Source organism: Streptomyces sp. NPDC058653 (assembly GCF_042716895.1).
GTDB lineage: Bacteria > Actinomycetota > Actinomycetes > Streptomycetales > Streptomycetaceae > Streptomyces.
This window is the reverse complement of record NZ_JBHXRM010000063.1, coordinates 1-16,978: the sequence shown is the minus strand read 5'-3', so window position 1 is coordinate 16,978 and position 16,978 is coordinate 1. Positions and strand designations below refer to the sequence as shown.

General features: G+C 72.2%; 17 protein-coding genes. 16 read left to right on the top strand and 1 reads right to left on the bottom strand.

Annotated elements, in window-relative coordinates; all coding sequences use genetic code 11:
- Window positions 1–57: 57 nt before the first annotated feature.
- The 11 genes from ald (at window position 58) to ACFWU9_RS33865 (ending at window position 11,510) form a co-directional block, all read left to right on the top strand.
- Window positions 58–1,173 (top strand): alanine dehydrogenase, encoded by a 1,116-nt coding sequence (gene ald / locus ACFWU9_RS33915; RefSeq protein WP_384324943.1) that lies wholly within the window; start codon window positions 58–60, stop codon window positions 1,171–1,173.
- A gap of 369 nt (window positions 1,174–1,542) precedes the next feature.
- Window positions 1,543–2,667, top strand: a complete 1,125-nt coding sequence (locus tag ACFWU9_RS33910) for a ParA family protein (RefSeq protein WP_189111708.1) — start codon at window positions 1,543–1,545, stop codon at window positions 2,665–2,667.
- Window positions 2,652–3,254: a hypothetical protein gene (locus tag ACFWU9_RS33905; protein ID WP_384324927.1), complete on the top strand. Its 603-nt coding sequence runs from the start codon at window positions 2,652–2,654 to the stop codon at window positions 3,252–3,254. Before ACFWU9_RS33910 ends, ACFWU9_RS33905 begins: the two co-directional genes overlap by 16 nt.
- Window positions 3,255–3,848: 594 nt before the next feature.
- Window positions 3,849–5,126 (top strand): segregation and condensation protein A, encoded by a 1,278-nt coding sequence (locus ACFWU9_RS33900; RefSeq protein ID WP_384324942.1) that lies wholly within the window; start codon window positions 3,849–3,851, stop codon window positions 5,124–5,126.
- The gene (gene scpB / locus ACFWU9_RS33895) at window positions 5,123–5,758 is read left to right on the top strand and encodes an SMC-Scp complex subunit ScpB (RefSeq protein WP_384324926.1); all 636 of its coding nucleotides are present in this window, start codon (window positions 5,123–5,125) and stop codon (window positions 5,756–5,758) included. Before ACFWU9_RS33900 ends, scpB begins: the two co-directional genes overlap by 4 nt.
- Entirely contained in the window at window positions 5,758–6,948 is a 1,191-nt protein-coding gene (locus tag ACFWU9_RS33890) for a pseudouridine synthase (RefSeq protein WP_384324925.1), read from the top strand. The genes scpB and ACFWU9_RS33890 overlap by 1 nt, the downstream gene beginning before the upstream one ends.
- A 128-nt stretch (window positions 6,949–7,076) precedes the next feature.
- On the top strand, window positions 7,077–7,730 hold the full coding sequence (gene pnuC / locus ACFWU9_RS33885; protein ID WP_384324924.1) for a nicotinamide riboside transporter PnuC: 654 nt from the start codon (window positions 7,077–7,079) through the stop codon (window positions 7,728–7,730).
- Complete coding sequence (locus tag ACFWU9_RS33880; protein WP_384324923.1) at window positions 7,727–8,809, top strand: AAA family ATPase; 1,083 nt, start codon at window positions 7,727–7,729, stop codon at window positions 8,807–8,809. Before pnuC ends, ACFWU9_RS33880 begins: the two co-directional genes overlap by 4 nt.
- Window positions 8,806–9,627, top strand: a complete 822-nt coding sequence (locus tag ACFWU9_RS33875) for an NUDIX domain-containing protein (RefSeq protein WP_384324922.1) — start codon at window positions 8,806–8,808, stop codon at window positions 9,625–9,627. Before ACFWU9_RS33880 ends, ACFWU9_RS33875 begins: the two co-directional genes overlap by 4 nt.
- Window positions 9,624–10,661 (top strand): ADP-ribosylglycohydrolase family protein, encoded by a 1,038-nt coding sequence (locus ACFWU9_RS33870; protein ID WP_384324921.1) that lies wholly within the window; start codon window positions 9,624–9,626, stop codon window positions 10,659–10,661. The genes ACFWU9_RS33875 and ACFWU9_RS33870 overlap by 4 nt, the downstream gene beginning before the upstream one ends.
- A gap of 3 nt (window positions 10,662–10,664) precedes the next feature.
- Window positions 10,665–11,510, top strand: a complete 846-nt coding sequence (locus ACFWU9_RS33865) for a DNA polymerase beta superfamily protein (protein WP_384324920.1) — start codon at window positions 10,665–10,667, stop codon at window positions 11,508–11,510.
- Here the strand turns inward: ACFWU9_RS33865 and ACFWU9_RS33860 are convergent.
- Window positions 11,507–12,193 carry a DNA polymerase beta superfamily protein gene (locus ACFWU9_RS33860; RefSeq protein ID WP_384324919.1) on the bottom strand — a complete coding sequence of 229 codons (687 nt, stop codon included), beginning with the start codon at window positions 12,191–12,193 and terminating at the stop codon, window positions 11,507–11,509. The two genes, ACFWU9_RS33865 and ACFWU9_RS33860, sit on opposite strands and share 4 nt — an antisense overlap.
- Window positions 12,194–12,341: 148 nt before the next feature.
- Between ACFWU9_RS33860 and aroH the strand changes: the two genes are divergently transcribed.
- The 5 genes from aroH (at window position 12,342) to der (ending at window position 16,919) form a co-directional block, all read left to right on the top strand.
- Window positions 12,342–12,704: a chorismate mutase gene (aroH, locus tag ACFWU9_RS33855; protein WP_384324918.1), complete on the top strand. Its 363-nt coding sequence runs from the start codon at window positions 12,342–12,344 to the stop codon at window positions 12,702–12,704.
- The gene (locus ACFWU9_RS33850) at window positions 12,701–13,786 is read left to right on the top strand and encodes a prephenate dehydrogenase (RefSeq protein ID WP_384324917.1); all 1,086 of its coding nucleotides are present in this window, start codon (window positions 12,701–12,703) and stop codon (window positions 13,784–13,786) included. Before aroH ends, ACFWU9_RS33850 begins: the two co-directional genes overlap by 4 nt.
- Window positions 13,787–13,983: 197 nt before the next feature.
- Window positions 13,984–14,709 carry a (d)CMP kinase gene (cmk, locus tag ACFWU9_RS33845; RefSeq protein ID WP_384324916.1) on the top strand — a complete coding sequence of 242 codons (726 nt, stop codon included), beginning with the start codon at window positions 13,984–13,986 and terminating at the stop codon, window positions 14,707–14,709.
- Complete coding sequence (locus ACFWU9_RS33840) at window positions 14,706–15,398, top strand: lysophospholipid acyltransferase family protein (RefSeq protein ID WP_384324915.1); 693 nt, start codon at window positions 14,706–14,708, stop codon at window positions 15,396–15,398. The genes cmk and ACFWU9_RS33840 overlap by 4 nt, the downstream gene beginning before the upstream one ends.
- A gap of 51 nt (window positions 15,399–15,449) precedes the next feature.
- Window positions 15,450–16,919 carry a ribosome biogenesis GTPase Der gene (gene der / locus ACFWU9_RS33835; RefSeq protein ID WP_384324914.1) on the top strand — a complete coding sequence of 490 codons (1,470 nt, stop codon included), beginning with the start codon at window positions 15,450–15,452 and terminating at the stop codon, window positions 16,917–16,919.
- Window positions 16,920–16,978: the final 59 nt, after the last annotated feature.

Here is a 16,978-nt window from a genome sequence, read left to right as displayed (position 1 = left end):
GCGTATGGGTTTGTAGGGCATTGCCCGAGTAACCCTGAGCCAAGGACCGTGATCATCGTGCTCGTCGGCATCCCTCGTGAGGTCAAGAACAACGAGTTCCGGGTGGCCATCACCCCCGCCGGGGTGCACGAACTCGTGCGCCACGGCCACCAGGTCGTCATCGAGCGGGACGCCGGCGCCGGCTCCTCGATCACGGACGCCGAGTTCACCGCCGCCGGCGCCCGCATCCTGCCCACCGCCGACGCCGTCTGGGCCACCGCCGACCTGGTGCTGAAGGTCAAGGAGCCCATCGCCGAGGAGTACCACCGCCTCCGCAAGGACCAGACCCTCTTCACGTATCTGCATCTCGCCGCCTCCCGTGAGTGCACGGACGCGCTCCTGAAGTCCCGCACCACCGCCATCGCGTACGAGACCGTCGAGACCGCGAACCGCCGCCTGCCGCTGCTCGCCCCGATGTCCGAGGTCGCGGGCCGGTTGGCCCCGCAGGTCGGCGCGTACCACCTGATGCGCTCGGTCGGCGGCCGTGGCGTGCTGCCCGGCGGCGTTCCCGGTACGGCCCCCGGCCGCGCCGTCGTCATCGGCGGCGGTGTCTCCGGCTGGAACGCCACCCAGATCGCCGTCGGCATGGGCTTCCATGTCACCCTGCTCGACCGGGACGTCGACAAGCTGCGCGAGGCCGACAGGATCTTCGGTACCAAGGTGCAGACCATCGTCTCCAACGCGTACGAACTGGAGCGGGCGGTCGTCGAGGCCGACCTCGTCGTCGGCGCCGTTCTCATCCCCGGAGCGAAGGCGCCGAAGCTGGTCACCAACGCGCTCGTGGCCACGATGAAGCCCGGAAGTGTACTTGTCGACATTGCAATCGATCAGGGTGGCTGCTTCGAGGATTCGCGTCCCACCACCCACGCCGATCCGACGTTCCGGATCCACGACTCGGTGTTCTACTGCGTGGCCAACATGCCGGGCGCCGTGCCGAACACCTCCACGTACGCCCTGACGAACGCCACCCTTCCCTACATCGTGGCGCTCGCCGACCTCGGCTGGACCGAGGCCCTGCGCCGTGACCCGGCGCTCGCCAAGGGCCTCAACACCCATGACGGGCAGGTCACTTACGGTTCCGTAGCCGAGGCCCACGGCCTTGCGCACACCGAACTGGCGACCGTTCTGGGCTGACCCGTCAACGGCGCCCGTCAACCTCGCGCCCCCGGCCGGATCTTGCTCGGCAAGGTCCGGCCGGCTGTGTGTCCGGCCACTTCCGCGCCCGCGCTCAACTCGCCTCGAACGTAACCCTTTAACCCTTTCGCACCCGTGTGAAACGCGCCGACGGAGCCCTGCGCGCCCTTGACACAAGGGTGTTCGGTTGCCGACACATCGGGCCGGGTCCGGCGGATTGTGTTGCTGCGGAGTGGTGACACGCCATAGAGTCGCCAACCGTCGGCATGGTGCCACGCTGACCTATCGATAAGTTTCCTGGTCACGTCCAAGGAGGTAAGACGACTTGTGAATGAGTCGACATTTACTCCCGGGGGTGGTCAACCAGGAATGCCTGCGATGGGCCACCAGAGCCCGTCGTCCGGGCTAGAGGCCGTCGGCTCCGTCGCTGTCCGCACCTTCACCACCCATCAGCACATGACGACAGCCCACCAGACGATGGACGGCCAACACGTGAACGCCATGGCCGGCAACGAGAGTGGCCGAGAGTCCACCCACTTCGCCGACTTCGACGAGGTGCCCGAGGGGCACTTCTACGACCCTGACGCCGAGTACGAGCCCGACCCCGAGTACGCGGCCACCCTCGCGCCCGACGCGGCAAGACAGCGCCGTGAGCGAATCGGCCCGACCGGGCGTCCCCTGCCGTACTTCCCGATCCCCGGCCCGGTCACCGACCACGGCCCCGCGAAGATCATCGCGATGTGCAACCAGAAGGGCGGCGTCGGCAAGACCACGTCGACCATCAACCTGGGCGCCGCGCTCGCGGAGTACGGCCGGCGCGTGCTCCTCGTCGACTTCGACCCGCAGGGCGCCCTGTCCGTCGGTCTCGGGGTCAACCCGATGGAGCTGGACCTCACGGTCTACAACCTGCTCATGGAGCGGGGCATGTCGGCGGACGAGGTGCTCCTGAAGACCGCCGTGCCCAACATGGACCTCCTCCCGAGCAACATCGACCTCTCGGCCGCCGAGGTGCAGCTGGTGAGCGAGGTCGCGAGGGAGTCCACGCTCCAGCGGGCGCTCAAGCCGCTGATGCAGGACTACGACTACATCGTGATCGACTGCCAGCCCTCGCTCGGTCTGCTCACCGTGAACGCGCTGACCGCCGCGCACAAGGTGATCGTCCCGCTGGAGTGCGAGTTCTTCGCGCTGCGCGGAGTGGCGCTGCTGACCGAGACGATCGAGAAGGTCCAGGAGCGGCTCAACCCCGAGCTGGAGCTCGACGGCATCCTCGCCACGATGTACGACTCCCGCACGGTGCACAGCCGCGAGGTCCTGGCGCGGGTCGTCGAGGCCTTCGACGATCACGTCTACCACACGGTGATCGGCCGGACCGTGCGCTTCCCGGAGACCACCGTCGCCGGTGAGCCCATCACCACCTACGCCTCCAACTCCGTCGGCGCCGCCGCTTACCGCCAGCTCGCCAGGGAGGTGCTCGCCCGGTGTCACGCCGAGTGAGTCTGCCCGGGGCCGACGAGCTGTTCCGTACGACCGGGGGCATGGCGCTCCAGGCTTCCACACCGGGAGACCGGCGGCGTACCGCGAACGGTGAGCCGCGGGTCCCGGCACCCGCCCAGGAGAGCGACCCGGGCGCCGAACAGCCGGGGGGCGCGCAGGCGGCGCCCGCGCCGGCGCCGGCGGCGGCCCAGGAGCACTCGGCGACCGACGCGGACGCCTCGGCGACGTCACGCAGCCGCACCCTCGAGCGGGAGCAGCCGCAGCGCCGCCCGCAGGGGTCGCAGGACGGCGGCAACGGCGGTGGCGGTACGTCCGGGGCCGGCCAGCAGGGCGGGCAGCGCCGCCGAGGGGGACGCGGCGCCAACCGCCGCCCCAGCGGGCGCGAACGGCACGACGAGAAGATCACGGTCTACGTCTCCGCCGAGGAGCTGATGGACCTGGAGCACGCGCGCCTGGTGCTGCGCGGCGAGCACGGTCTCGCCGTGGACCGGGGGCGGATCGTCCGCGAGGCGGTCGCGGTGGTCCTCGCCGACCTGGAGTCGCGGGGCGACGCGAGCATCCTCGTACGGCGCCTGCGCGGGCGCTGAAGGTAGCCTCGGCGGACCGAGCACCGCCCTTCCGCCTCCAGGACCGCCATGCCACCCACCGACGAACCCACACCCCGCTCGCCCCGCCGCGCGCTGGGCCGCGGGCCGGGGACGGGCGGCGCGCCGGGGCGAGCGGAACCGGCGGATGGACCCCAGCCTCAGGCCGAGCCCGGCCCGGACCCTGCTCCCGAGCCGGACGCCGTAACCGTGGCCGACGCGGGCGTCGAGCCCGGCGCAGAGCCGGACGCAGACCCTGTCCCGGCGCCCGAGCCGGAGCCCGGGCGCCTACCGGCGCCCGCGACGGAGCCGGACGCCGAGCTGGCCCTTGGGCCCGTGCCCGGGCCGGAGTCTGTGACTGCGGCTGGCACGGGCGTCGAGCCCGGCTCCGAGCCGGAGGCCGTACTCCTAGCCGCGCCCGCAGCGGAGCCGGACGCCGAGCTGGCCCTTGGGCCCGTACCCGTTCCCGAGCTGGGGGCCGTAACCGCGGCCGACGCGGGCGTCGAGCCCGGCCCCGAGCCGGAGGCCGTACGCCTACCCGCACCCGCAGCGGAGCCGGACGCCGAGCTGGCCCTTGGGCCCGTACCCGTTTCCGAGCTGGGGGCTGTAACCGCGGCCGACGCGGGCGTCGAGCCCGGCCCCGAGCCGGAGGCCGTACGCCTACCCGCGACGGAGCCGGACGCGGAGCCGGCCGTTGGACCCGGGCCCGTACCCGGGCCGGGGGCCGTAACCGCCGCCGACGTGGGCGTCGAGTCCGTACCCGGGCCGGAGGCCGTACGCCTACCCGCGCCCGCAGCGGAGCAGGACGCCGAGCTGGCCCTTGGGCCCGTACCCGAGCCGGAGGCCGTACTCCTAGCCGCGCCCGCAGCAGAGCCGGACGCCGACCCTGTCCCGGAGGCCGGGCAGCTACCCGCGCCCGCAGCGGAGTCGGCCGTTGGGTCCGGGCCCGGGCCCGGGCCGGAGGCCGTACGCGCCGCCGATGTGGGCGTCGAGCGCGAGGCCGGGCCCGCAACCGTGGGCGAGGGGGAAGGCGAGGTCGACGACGGGCGGTTCACCGTTCGGCTCGCGAACTTCGAGGGGCCGTTCGATCTCCTCCTCCAGCTGATCTCCAAGCACAAGATGGACGTCACCGAGGTCGCGCTCTCCAAGGTCACCGACGAGTTCATGGTGCACATACGCGCCATGGGCCCCGACTGGGATCTCGACCAGACCACCGAGTTCCTGGTCGTCGCGGCGACCCTCCTCGACCTCAAGGCGGCCCGCCTCCTGCCGTCCGCCGACGTGGAGGACGAGGGCGACCTCGCGCTGCTGGAGGCCAGGGACCTGCTCTTCGCCCGGCTCCTCCAGTACCGCGCGTACAAGCAGATCGCCGAGATCTTCAGCGCCCGGCTCGACTCCGAGGCGCGCCGCTATCCCCGTACCGTCGGCCTGGAGCCGCACCACGCCGCGCTGCTCCCCGAGGTCGTCATCAGCATCGGCCCCGAGGGCTTCGCCCGCCTCGCGGTCAAGGCGATGCAGCCGAAGCCCAAGCCGCAGGTGTACATCGACCACATCCACGCCCCGCTCGTCTCCGTCCAGGAGCAGGGCGGGATCGTCGTGGCGATGCTGCGGGCGGCCGGCCAGGTGAGTTTCCTGACACTCGCCGAGTCCGCGCCGGACACGCTCACCGTCGTGGCGCGCTTCCTGGCGCTGCTGGAGCTCTACCGGGAGAAGGCCGTGGCCCTCGACCAGGACGAGGCCCTGGGCCCGCTCATGGTCCGCTGGACGGGCGGGGACGACGACGAGCCGCCACGGGTCACGGACGAGTTCGACCGCCCGCCCGACCCCGTGACGGACACGAATGACACGAAGGCCCCGAGCGAGGAGATGGCGTGAGCGAGCAACGGACGGTCGCCGACCTCGATCTCAAGCCCGCCCTGGAGGCGGTCCTCATGGTCGTCGACGAGCCCGCGACCGAGGACCACCTGGCCAAGGTCCTGGACCGGCCGCGCAGGGCCGTCGCCGACGCGCTGCGCGAACTGGCCGACGAGTACACCGTCCAGCGGCGCGGATTCGAGCTGCGCCTCGTCGCGGGCGGCTGGCGTTTCTACTCGCGGACCGAGTACGCGGAGGCCGTCGAGGGCTTCGTACTCGACGGCCAGCACGCCCGGCTCACCCAGGCCGCGCTGGAGACCCTGGCGGTCGTGGCGTACCGCCAGCCGGTCAGCAGGTCCCGTGTCTCGGCGGTACGCGGAGTGAACTGTGACGGGGTCATGCGGACCCTGCTCCAGCGGGGTCTGGTCGAGGAAGCGGGAGCGGAACCCGAAACAGGTGCGATCCTGTACAGGACGACGAACTATTTCCTGGAGCGGATGGGCCTGCGCGGTCTGGACGAGCTACCGGAACTCGCGCCCTTCCTTCCGGAGGCGGACGCGATCGAGGCCGACACCCTGGAAGGCGTTCCGTCGTTCGATCCGGACGCACCGTACGCCCCGGACACTCACGCAGACGACAAGACGGACATTTGATGCGAAGCAACGGCAGGAACAGCGGAAGCGGCAGCGGCAGCCGGAGCGGCGGCGGCCGGGGAGCCGCGGGCGGCAAACCCCAGTCGAGGGCCGGCGGCGGTCGCGGCGGCAACGGGGGGAGCGCCGGGGGCCGGGGGAACGGCGGCGCCGGCTCGCGCGGTGACAAGCAGCCGAAGCGTGAGGGTACGCCGCGTCCCGAGGAGCGCCGTTACGACGTGGGACGTGGCGGTCCCGGCGCTGGCCAGGGCGGCTCCGGCGGCCCGTCGGGCGGCGGCGGCAGCCGTGGCGCGGCGGCCCGTGGCGGCGCCAAGGGCGGCCCGAAGGCGCCGAGCGCGGCGGCCCAGCGCCGGATCCAGGGCAAGCCCGCGCGCCCCCGCGAGCTGGACGCCAAGATCGAGCAGCGCAACCGCGACCGGTACGCCGACAAGCCGGAGATCCGGACCCCGAGGACCAATCCGGACGCCGAGCAGGAGGGCGAGCGGTTGCAGAAGATCCTCGCGCGCGCCGGCATGGGTTCGCGCCGGGCCTGCGAGGAGCTGATCGAGCAGGCGCGCGTCGAGGTCAACGGCGAGATCGTCATGGAGCAGGGCATGCGGGTCGACCCGCAGCGCGACGAGATCAAGGTCGACGGGCTGACCGTCGCCACCCAGTCGCATCTGTTCTTCGCGCTGAACAAGCCCGCCGGTGTCGTCTCCACGATGGGTGACCCGGACGGCAGGCAGAACCTCGGCGACTACGTCACCAACCGCGAGACCCGGCTCTTCCACGTGGGCCGGCTGGACACCGAGACCGAGGGGATCATCCTGCTCACCAACCACGGTGAGCTGGCCCACCGCCTCACGCACCCCCGGTACGGCGTGAAGAAGACGTATCTCGCCGCCGTCCAGGGCCCGTTGCCGCGCGATCTGGGCAAGCGGCTCAAGGACGGCATCCAGCTGGAGGACGGCTACGCGCGCGCGGACCACTTCCGGGTCGTGGAGAACACCGGCAAGAACTATCTGGTCGAGGTCGTCCTCCACGAGGGCCGCAAGCACATCGTGCGCCGCATGCTCTCCGAGGCGGGCTTCCCCGTCGACCGGCTGGTCCGGACGGCGTTCGGGCCGATCCCGCTGGGTGACCAGAAGTCCGGCTGGCTGCGCCGCCTCACCAACACCGAGGTCGGCATGCTGATGCAGGAAGTCGGCCTGTAGACACGCCGGTTCGACCGGAACCGGCGAGCAGCCGGGACAAGCCCGTGGCCTTGAGGCCGCGGGCTTTTTCGCTTGCGGGGCGCGCCACCCCATCTTTATAGTCACTGTGACTATTAAAGGAGGCGGGCGTGAGTCTCGCGGATGTGCTCGACCCGTTGCAGCGGCCCCTGGTGACCCTTCTCGACACCCCGGTGAGCTGGACCGAGGTGCTCGGCTTCGGCAGCGGAGCGCTCTGCGTCTGGCTCGTGGCCCGCCAGCACCTCGCCAACTGGCCGATCGGCATCGCCAACAACCTGTTCTTCATCCTGCTGTTCACCCAGGCGGGCCTGTACGCCGATGCCGGGCTGCAGGTCGTCTTCATCGCCCTCGCCACGTACGGCTGGTGGACCTGGACCCACGGGGGTGGACCAGGTACCTCGACTCTCCCGGTACGGCGCACCACGCGCACCGAGTGGGGCTGGCTGCTCGTGGCGGGGGCGGTGGGGACCCTCGCGCTGACGCTGCTGCTCGACCACCGGACGTCGTCGACGGTGCCCTTCTGGGACGCCCTCACCACCGCGCTCTCGCTGATGGCGACCTACGGCCAGTGCCGCAAGCGGCTGGAGTCCTGGTGGCTGTGGATAGCCGCCGACATCGTCTACATCCCGCTCTACGCGCACAAGGACCTCTATCTGACGTCGATCCTGTACGTCGGCTTCCTGACCCTGTGCCTCATCGGGCTGCGCAACTGGTCGCGCGACCTGTCCGGGCGGCCCGCCGCGCCCCTGGAGGTCACGGCATGAGCGAGAGACACGGACACGGCCTGGTCCTCGGCAAGTTCTATCCGCCGCACACGGGCCACCACCACCTCGTACGGACCGCGCGGGCCCGCTGCGAACGGCTCACGGTCCTCGTCTGCGCCGCCTCGGTCGAGTCGGTGCCGCTCGCCGACCGGGTCGCCTGGATGCGCGAGATCCATCCGGACGCCCATGTCGTGGGCGCGGTGGACGACACCCCGATGGATCTGCACGACTCCGCCGTCTGGGACGCGCACATGGCGGTCTTCCGGGCGGCCGTCCCCGGGCGCGTGGACGCCGTCTTCACCTCGGAGCCGTACGGGGAGGAACTCGCCCGCCGTTTCGGCGCCGAGCATGTGTCCGTGGACCCGGACCGCACGCTCCACCCGGTGTCCGGGACGGCCGTCCGCAAGGACCCCGTCGGCTGCTGGGACTTCCTCGCCCCGCCCGTGCGGGCCGCGCTCACCCGCCGCGTCGTGGTGCTCGGCGCCGAGTCCACCGGCACGACGACCCTGGCGCTGGACCTGGCCGCGCACTACCGGGCGCGCGGCGGCGTCTGGAGCCGTACACGCTATGTGCCCGAGTACGGGCGGGAGTTCAGCGAACGGAAACTGGCCTCCCTGCGGGAGCGCTGGCCCGGCGCGCAGTGGGAGGACGTCGAATTCACCACCGAGGACTTCCCGTTGATCGCCCGGCGGCAGAACGAGTGGGAGGACGAGGCGGCCCGTACCGGCTCACCCGTCCTGATCTGCGACACCGACTCCTTCGCCACCACCGTCTGGCACGAGCGGTACGTGGGGGGACGCAATCCGCTCGTGGAGGAGGTCGCCGACCGGGTGCCGCACCAGCTGTGGCTGGTCACCGGCCACGAGGGCGTCGCCTTCGAGGACGACGGGCTGCGCGACGGCGAGGAGTTGCGGCCCTGGATGACCGGCCGTTTCCGGGACGAACTGACCCGCACGGGGCGGACGTTCCTCACCCTCGAAGGGTCCCGTGAGGCGCGGCTCGCCGAGGCGGTGGCGGCGGTGGACGCGCTGCTGGGCCAGGGTTGGTACTTCGCCGCACCCCTGCCGGAGAACAGATGACACCCCCTCAGCAGCCCCCCTCCCCGCCCTCCTCTCAGGAACCACCCTCCAAGCCGCCCTCCCCGAAGCCGCCCCGGCGGCCCCGGGTGCCGGAGAACTACGACCCCGCCGATTTCGTGCCGTTCGCCGTCACCGTCGATCTCGCCGTCTTCACCGTCCGCGAGAGCGATCTGCACGTCCTGCTCGTCGAACGGGGGGAGGAGCCGTATCTGGGCCACTGGGCGCTTCCCGGCGGCTTCGTACGGCCCCGGGAGTCCGCCGGGCAGGCGGCCCGGCGGGAGCTCGCCGAGGAGACCGGCCTGTCGCCGGACACGGTGGCCGGACTGCGGCCCGAGCAACTGCGTACGTACAGCGACCCGGACCGGGATCCCCGGATGCGGGTCGTCTCCGTCGCGTACACGGCGCTCGTGCCCGACCTCCCCGAGCCGCGCGGCGGCGGAGACGCGGCCCAGGCCCGGTGGATCCGCTACGACGACGAGGTACTCGGCGGGCTCGCCTTCGACCACGGCCGGATCCTCGCCGACGGCCGGCGCCGGATCGGCGCCAAGCTCGAATACACCTGCCTCGCCACGGCGTTCTGCCCGCCCGAGTTCACCCTCGGGGAGCTTCAGCAGGTGTACGAGACGGTCTGGGGCGTCGCCCTGGACCGCCCCAACTTCCGCCGCAAGGTGCTGACATCACCCGGCTTCGTCGAACCGGTCGAAGGCCCGCCGCGCCGCACCGGCGGCCGGGGCAAACCGGCCGCCCTCTACCGCGCCGGCGCCGCCACCGCACTCCACCCGCCGCTGCTCCGACCCGAAGGACGGACCACCCCATGACCGCCACGGACACGAACGACACGGGCACGGCCGGCAAGAGAGCGGCCACCGGGGCCATGATCGGGCTCGCGCTCGGGGACGCCCTCGGCTTTCCCACCGAGTTCAACGACGTGCCCTCGATCCTCGCCAAGTTCGGCCCCTGGCGGGAGCTCCCGCTGCTGAGGCCCGCGATCGTCAGCGACGACACGCAGATGACCCTGGCGCTCGGCCGGGGGCTGCGCACCGCCATGGGCCGGGGCACGCTCGGACCGCTGCGTCTGACCCGGCCGGTACGCGAGGAGTTCGTGCACTGGTTCCACGACCCGCGGAACAACCGGGCCCCCGGCAACACCTGTATGACCGCCTGTCAGCTGCTCGACGGCGACCGCCCCTGGCAGCAGGCAAGCCGGATCGGCTCCAAGGGCTGCGGCGCCAACATGCGCGTCGCGCCCGTCGGGCTCGCCCCCGGCCTGAGCCCCGAACAGCGCTCGGGCGCCGCGCAGTTGCAGTCCGGTCTCACCCACGGCCACCCGACCGCGCTGGCCGCCTCCGACCTCACGGCCCACGCGGTGCACCTGCTCGCGCGGGGGACCGAGCCGACGGGCCTGGTGGGCCGGCTGCGCTCGTACGCGTACGAGAACCGGTCCCGCTACCGCGACAGTTGGCTCGGCGACCTCTGGACCCACAGCCAGGACCCCACCCCCGAACACTTCGTCGAACGGGGCTGGGACGAGTGCCTCGCGGTCCTCGAACGGCTCCAGGCGGCCCTGCGGACACCGTCCCCCGAGACCGACCCGTGCCTGGCCACCGGCGACGGCTGGGTCGCCGAGGAGGCGTTCGCCACCGGGCTGCTCTGCTTCCTGCTCTTCCCCGACGAACCGGTCACGGCGCTGCGGCGGGCGGCCTGCACCAAGGGCGACTCGGACTCGATCGCCTGCCTCACGGGCGCGTTCGCGGGAGCGCACCTGGGGGCGGAGGCCTGGCCGAAGGAGTGGGCGGACCGGATCGAGTACCGCGAGGAGCTGCTGGAACTCGGAGCACTCTGGGACGCTTGATCCATGCGTATGGATGACGAACACCCGGCCGACGGCGGCCCTCCCGGCCACTTCCTCGACGAGTCCGCCGCCGAGCGCGCCCGGCTCCTGCACGGGGCGGGGCTGCCGCTGACCGACCTCGGCCCGGTGCTCGCCGAGGAGACGGACCCGCTGCTCTTCGCCACCGTCTCCGGCGCCCACCTCTACGGATTCCCCTCCACCGACTCCGACGTCGACCTGCGCGGCGCCCATCTGCTCCCCGTCGCCGAGCTCATCGGCCTGCACGAGCCCGACGAGACCCGGTCGCGGATGTGGGACCGCGACGGTGTGGAGCTGGACCTGGTCAGCCATGACCTGCGGAAGTTCGTCCGGATGATGATGCGGCGCAACGGCTACGTACTGGAACAGCTCCACTCGCCGCTGGTCGTCCACTCGACCGAGGCCCACCGCGAACTGCTCTCGCTCGCGCCCGGCGTGCTCACCGGCCATCATGCCCACCACTACCGCGGATTCGCCGCGACCCAGTGGCGGCTCTTCGAGAAGACCGGCGAACTCAAGCCGCTGCTCTACACGTTCAGGGCGCTGCTCACCGGGATCCATCTGATGCGCAGCCGCGAGGTCCAGGCCCATCTGCCCACCCTGCTCGCCGAGGTGAGCGCGCCCGACTATCTGCCCGAGCTGATCGAGGCGAAGGCCGAGGCCGAACACGGCGCGGCGACGGGCCTCGCCCCGGCCCGCCTCCAGAGCGACGTGGACGCCCTCCACGAGGTCCTGGCGGACGCGAGGGCCGCGACACGGCTCCCCGACTCCCCGGCCGGCTACGAGGCGCTCCACGACCTCGTGGTCCGCACCCGGCTCGGCGCCGGCTAGCCGGTGAGCGCCGAGGTCCGGCGGGCGCGGACCAGGAAGTCCTCGACGCGCGCGCCGTCGGGCCCGGCGGGCAGCGGGGAGCCGGCGAGCGCCGCGTCCGCCTCCTCGCCGAGGCGGTTCATCCGCCGCTCCACCTCGGCCCACGGGACCTCTCCGCGCCTGACCGCGAGCAGCGGCTCGCGCTGCTCACCGGCCTCTATCACCAGCCGGCCGGTTCGCAGCAGATCACGGCACGAGCCGAGCAGCCGCAGCAGATGCATCGCGTGCTTCCAGCGGGGCGCGCCGTGCCGCCGGACGTCCGCCTCCAGCTTCCTGCGCTGGCCGAGCGCGTAACGGACGAAGGTCTCGTGCGCCCGCCGGGAGAGGAACGCCTCGCGCAGGGAGAGGAGTTCGCGGCCGGTGGCGTCGACGTGCTCGACCAGCGGCGAGTGCAGACATTCGAGCACGTTGGGATTGCCGCGCAGCGCGAGCACACAGAACCGCTCCAGCTCCCAGGAGAACTGCTCGTCCGCCGGCCCGTCCACATGCGTCGGGGGCTTCTCGAACCCCCAGAACAGCGGCGTCGGCGCCAGGAACACGCCCCGGCGGTCGGTGTCGCTGTCCTCGGTCGCCAGACCGAAGGCGCGGGAGCCCATGACGCACGCGTAGACGGTGTGCTCGCGCACCAGGTCCTCGGGATCCATACGCACGGAGACTACGGGCACCGGGCCCCCGCCCCGCCGCCGGCCCGGGCCGCGGCCGTCTCGCGCAACGGTCGCCCGGGCGGTACCTCCGCACATCTGTCTAACCTGGACGGAGCACACGATCACTGAGCGGGACGAGGAGCACGACGTGCCGGTACGAGCTGTCCGAGGGGCCGTCCAGCTGGAGCGGGACGAGCCGGGACACATGGACGAACAGGTCGCGCGACTGCTCTCCGCCATCCTGGAGCGCAACGGCCTCGGGTCGGACGACCTGATCAGCATCTGGTTCACGGCCACCCCCGACCTGCACAGCGACTTCCCGGCCGCCGCCGCCCGCGGACTCGGCATCGTCGACGTCCCGCTGATCTGCGCGCAGGAGCTGGACATCGAGGGCGCCATGCCGCGCGTGGTCCGCGTCCTCGCCCACATCGAGTCCGACCTCCCCCGGTCCGAGATCGCGCACGTCTACCTCGGCGCCGCGGGGGCCCTTCGCAAGGACATCGCCCAGTGAGAACCGCGCTCGTCATCGGAACCGGCCTCATCGGCACCTCGGCCGCCCTGACCCTCGCCGGACGCGGTGTCGCCGTCCATCTCGTGGACCACGACCCCGCCAGGGCCCGGACGGCGGCCTCGCTCGGCGCCGGCACCGAGGAGCCGCCCACCGGCCCGGTCGACCTCGCGATCGTCGCCGTACCGCCCGCGCACACCGCCTCCACGCTCGCCGCCGCCATGCGCGCCGGCAGCGCGCGCGGTTATCTCGACGTCGCCAGCGTCAAGGGCGGCCCCCGGCGCGAGCTGGAGGCGCTCGGCCTCGACCTGGCCGCGTACATCGGTACGCACCCCATGGCCGGCAAGGAGAGCTCGGGCCCGCTCGCCGCCACCGCCGACCTCTTCGAGGGCCGCCCCTGGGTGCTGACACCCACCCCCGCCACCGACACCGAGGTGCTGAACCTCGCACTCGAACTGGTCGCGCTGTGCCGCGCCGTTCCGGTCGTGATGGACGCCGAGGCCCACGACCGGGCCGTCGCCCTCGTCTCCCACACCCCCCAGCTGATCTCCTCCATGGTCGCCGCCCGCCTTCAGGACGCCGACGAGACGGCGGTGCGGCTCTGCGGCCAGGGCATCCGCGACGTCACCCGGATCGCCGCCTCCGACCCCCGTATGTGGGTCGAGATCCTCACCGCGAACCCGGGGCCCGTCGCCGACGTCCTCGCGGGCGTGGCCGCCGACCTCGACGAGACCGTCGAGGCGCTGCGGGCCCTCCAGTCCTCCGACGAGGCCAAGCGGCGCGGCGGCACCGAGGGCATCGAGGACGTGCTGCGGCGCGGCAACGCGGGCCGCGTACGGGTACCGGGCAAGCACGGCGCTGCCCCGACCGCCTACGACACCGTCGCCGTCCTGATCAGCGACCGGCCGGGCGAGCTGGCCCGTATCTTCGCGGACGCCGGGAGCGCGGGCGTCAACGTCGAGGACGTCCGGATCGAGCACGCGACCGGGCAGGAGGCGGGTCTGGTCCAGCTGATGGTGGAGCCCGCCGCGGCCCCCGTGCTGAGCGCGGCGCTGCGCGAACGCGGCTGGTCGATCCGCCGCTGAGGGCCCCGGTCCGCGCGGGCGCCCCGGGCCGGGCGCCCGGGCGCCCCGACGCCGGGGTGTAAGGGAGGGTCCCAGCACTCGGTAACCTTGTGCGGGGGCGCACTGACGTCTGGGCGTTGGGAAACGGCCCCCGGAACGTTCCGAGACCGACCCGCGGAGTACTTCGCGTACGACTCCGCGCCCCGTGAACCAGGAAGGTGTCCGCCCCCGTGGAAACCGCTGCAACCGACGCCAGGACCGCCCCGGCCGCCGTGATCGTCGCCATCGACGGGCCGGCGGGCACCGGCAAGTCGAGCACGTCCCGGTCCGTGGCCACCCAGCTCGGACTGAGCTACCTGGACACCGGGGCGCAGTACCGGGCGATCACCTGGTGGATGATCAGCAACGGGATCGACGTCCAGGACCCCTCGGCCGTCGCCACGGCGGCCGGCAAGCCGGTCATCGTGTCCGGCACCGACGCGGCGAACCCGACGATCACCGTCGACGGCGTGGACGCCTCGGGACCCATCCGTACGCAGGAGGTCACGGCCAAGGTCAGCGCGGTCAGCGCCGTCCCCGAGGTACGGGCGGTCATCACCGGACTCCAGCGCTCCATCGCCGCCGGCGCCCCGAACGGCATCGTCGTCGAGGGGCGCGACATCGGTACGACCGTGCTGCCCGACGCCGACCTCAAGGTCTTCCTCACCGCGTCGCCCGAGGCGCGCGCGGCGCGCCGCAGCGGCGAGCTGAAGGGCAAGGAGGCCAGTGACCTCGCGGCCACCAGGGAAGCGCTGATCAAGCGGGACGCGATCGACTCGACCCGTAAGACGTCGCCGCTGGCCAAGGCGGACGACGCGGTCGAGGTGGACACCACCGACCTCACGCTCCAGCAGGTCATCGAGTGCGTCGTCACCCTCGTTCAGGAGAAGCGGGCGGCTCGGTGAGCGGACCCACCCGGACGGAACCGTCCCGCACGGCCGCGCCCTCCCCGAAGGGCGCGGCGGTCGGCCGGCGCATCGGCATCGGACTGATGTACGGCCTCTGGAGGCCACGCGTGCTCGGGGCCTGGCGGGTCCCCCCGACGGGCCCGGTGATCCTGGCCGTCAACCACTCGCACAACATCGACGGGCCGATGCTCATGGGCACCGCGCCCAGGCCCGTGCACTTCCTGGTCAAGAAAGAAGCCTTCATCGGTCCGCTCGACCCGTTCCTGCTGTCCATCGGACAGCTGAAGGTGGACCGTACGACCACCGACCGCGCCGCCGTCACCGACGCCCTCGGGGTGCTGGGCGGCGGCGGGGTCCTGGGGATCTTCCCCGAGGGCAGCAGGGGAGAAGGCGACTTCGCCTCCCTGCGGTCCGGGCTCGCGTACTTCGCCGTACGCACCGGGGCGCCGATCGTCCCGGTCGCGGTGCTCGGCAGCACCGAGCGCCGCAGTCGGCTGATCTCCGCGCTGCCACCGCTGCGCAGCCGTATCGACGTCGTCTTCGGAGACGCGTTCGAGGCCGGCGAGCGCGGTGGCCGGCGCACACGGCAGGCGATGGACGACGCCACGCTGCGGATCCAGAAGCGGCTGACCGCCCATCTGGACCACGCCAGACGCCTCACCGGGCGCCGGGCAGGACTTGAGTAGTGCGCCGCGCCCGCGCGCCGCACCGATCACGATGAACGAGGTACGGACTTCATGAACGACCAGATCCACTCCGGCGACTCCGTAGACGAGCACGGAGAGCTTGGCGAGGCCGAGTACTCGGAGTTCATGGAGCTCGCCGCCCACGAAGGCTTCGACCCCGAGGAGATCGAGGGCGCGATCGACGAGGCCGGACACGGCCCGCTGCCCGTCCTCGCGGTCGTCGGCCGCCCCAACGTCGGCAAGTCGACCCTGGTGAACCGCATCATCGGCCGCCGCGAGGCCGTCGTCCAGGACAAGCCCGGGGTCACGCGCGACCGCGTCACCTACGAGGCCGAATGGGCCGGGCGGCGCTTCAAGGTCGTCGACACCGGCGGCTGGGAACAGGACGTCCTCGGTCTCGAGGCCTCCGTCGCCGCCCAGGCCGAGTTCGCGATCGAGACCGCCGACGCGGTGGTCTTCGTCGTGGACTCCACGGTCGGCGCCACCGACACCGACGCGGCCGTCGTCAAACTGCTCCGCAAGGCGGGCAAGCCCGTCGTGCTCTGCGCCAACAAGGTCGACGGCCAGAGCGGCGAGGCCGACGCGACCGCGCTCTGGTCGCTCGGACTGGGCGAGCCGCACCCGGTCTCCTCGCTCCACGGGCGCGGTACCGGCGACATGCTCGACGCCGTCCTGGAAGCGCTGCCCGACGCCCCGAAGCAGACCTTCGGCACCACGCTCGGCGGCCCGCGCCGTATCGCCCTGATCGGCCGCCCTAACGTCGGCAAGTCCTCGCTCCTCAACAAGGTCGCGGGCGAGGAGCGCGTCGTCGTCAACGAGATCGCCGGCACCACCCGTGACCCCGTCGACGAGCTGATCGAACTCGGCGGCAAGGTCTGGAAGTTCGTGGACACGGCGGGCATCAGGCGCCGCGTCCACCTCCAGGAGGGCGCCGACTACTACGCCTCGCTCCGCACGGCCGCCGCCGTCGAGAAGGCCGAGGTCGCCGTCGTACTGATCGACACGAGCGAGTCCATCAGCGTCCAGGACCAGCGCATCATCACGATGGCCGTCGACGCCGGCCGCGCCCTCGTCGTCGCCTTCAACAAGTGGGACACCCTCGACGAGGAGCGCCGCTACTACCTGGAGCGCGAGATCGAGACCGAGCTGGCGCAGATCGCGTGGGCGCCCCGCGTCAACGTCTCGGCGCGCACCGGGCGCCACATGGAGCGGCTGGTCCCCGCGATCGAGACGGCGATCGCGGGCTGGGAGACGCGCGTGCCGACCGGCAGGCTCAACGCCTTCCTCGGCGAGCTCGTCGCCGGGCATCCGCACCCGATCCGCGGCGGCAAGCAGCCCCGCATCCTCTTCGGTACGCAGGCGGGCACCCGGCCGCCCCGGTTCGTGCTCTTCGCCTCCGGCTTCATCGAGGCGGGCTACCGGCGGTTCGTGGAGCGCAGGCTCCGCGAGGAGTTCGGCTTCGAGGGCACGCCGATCCACATCTCCGTACGGGTGCGGGAGAAGCGCGGCCGCAAGAAGTGACCCGTGGTCGCCGAACGGGAGAAGCCGGTGGGCCGGCGCGGACGACATCCGCGCCGGCC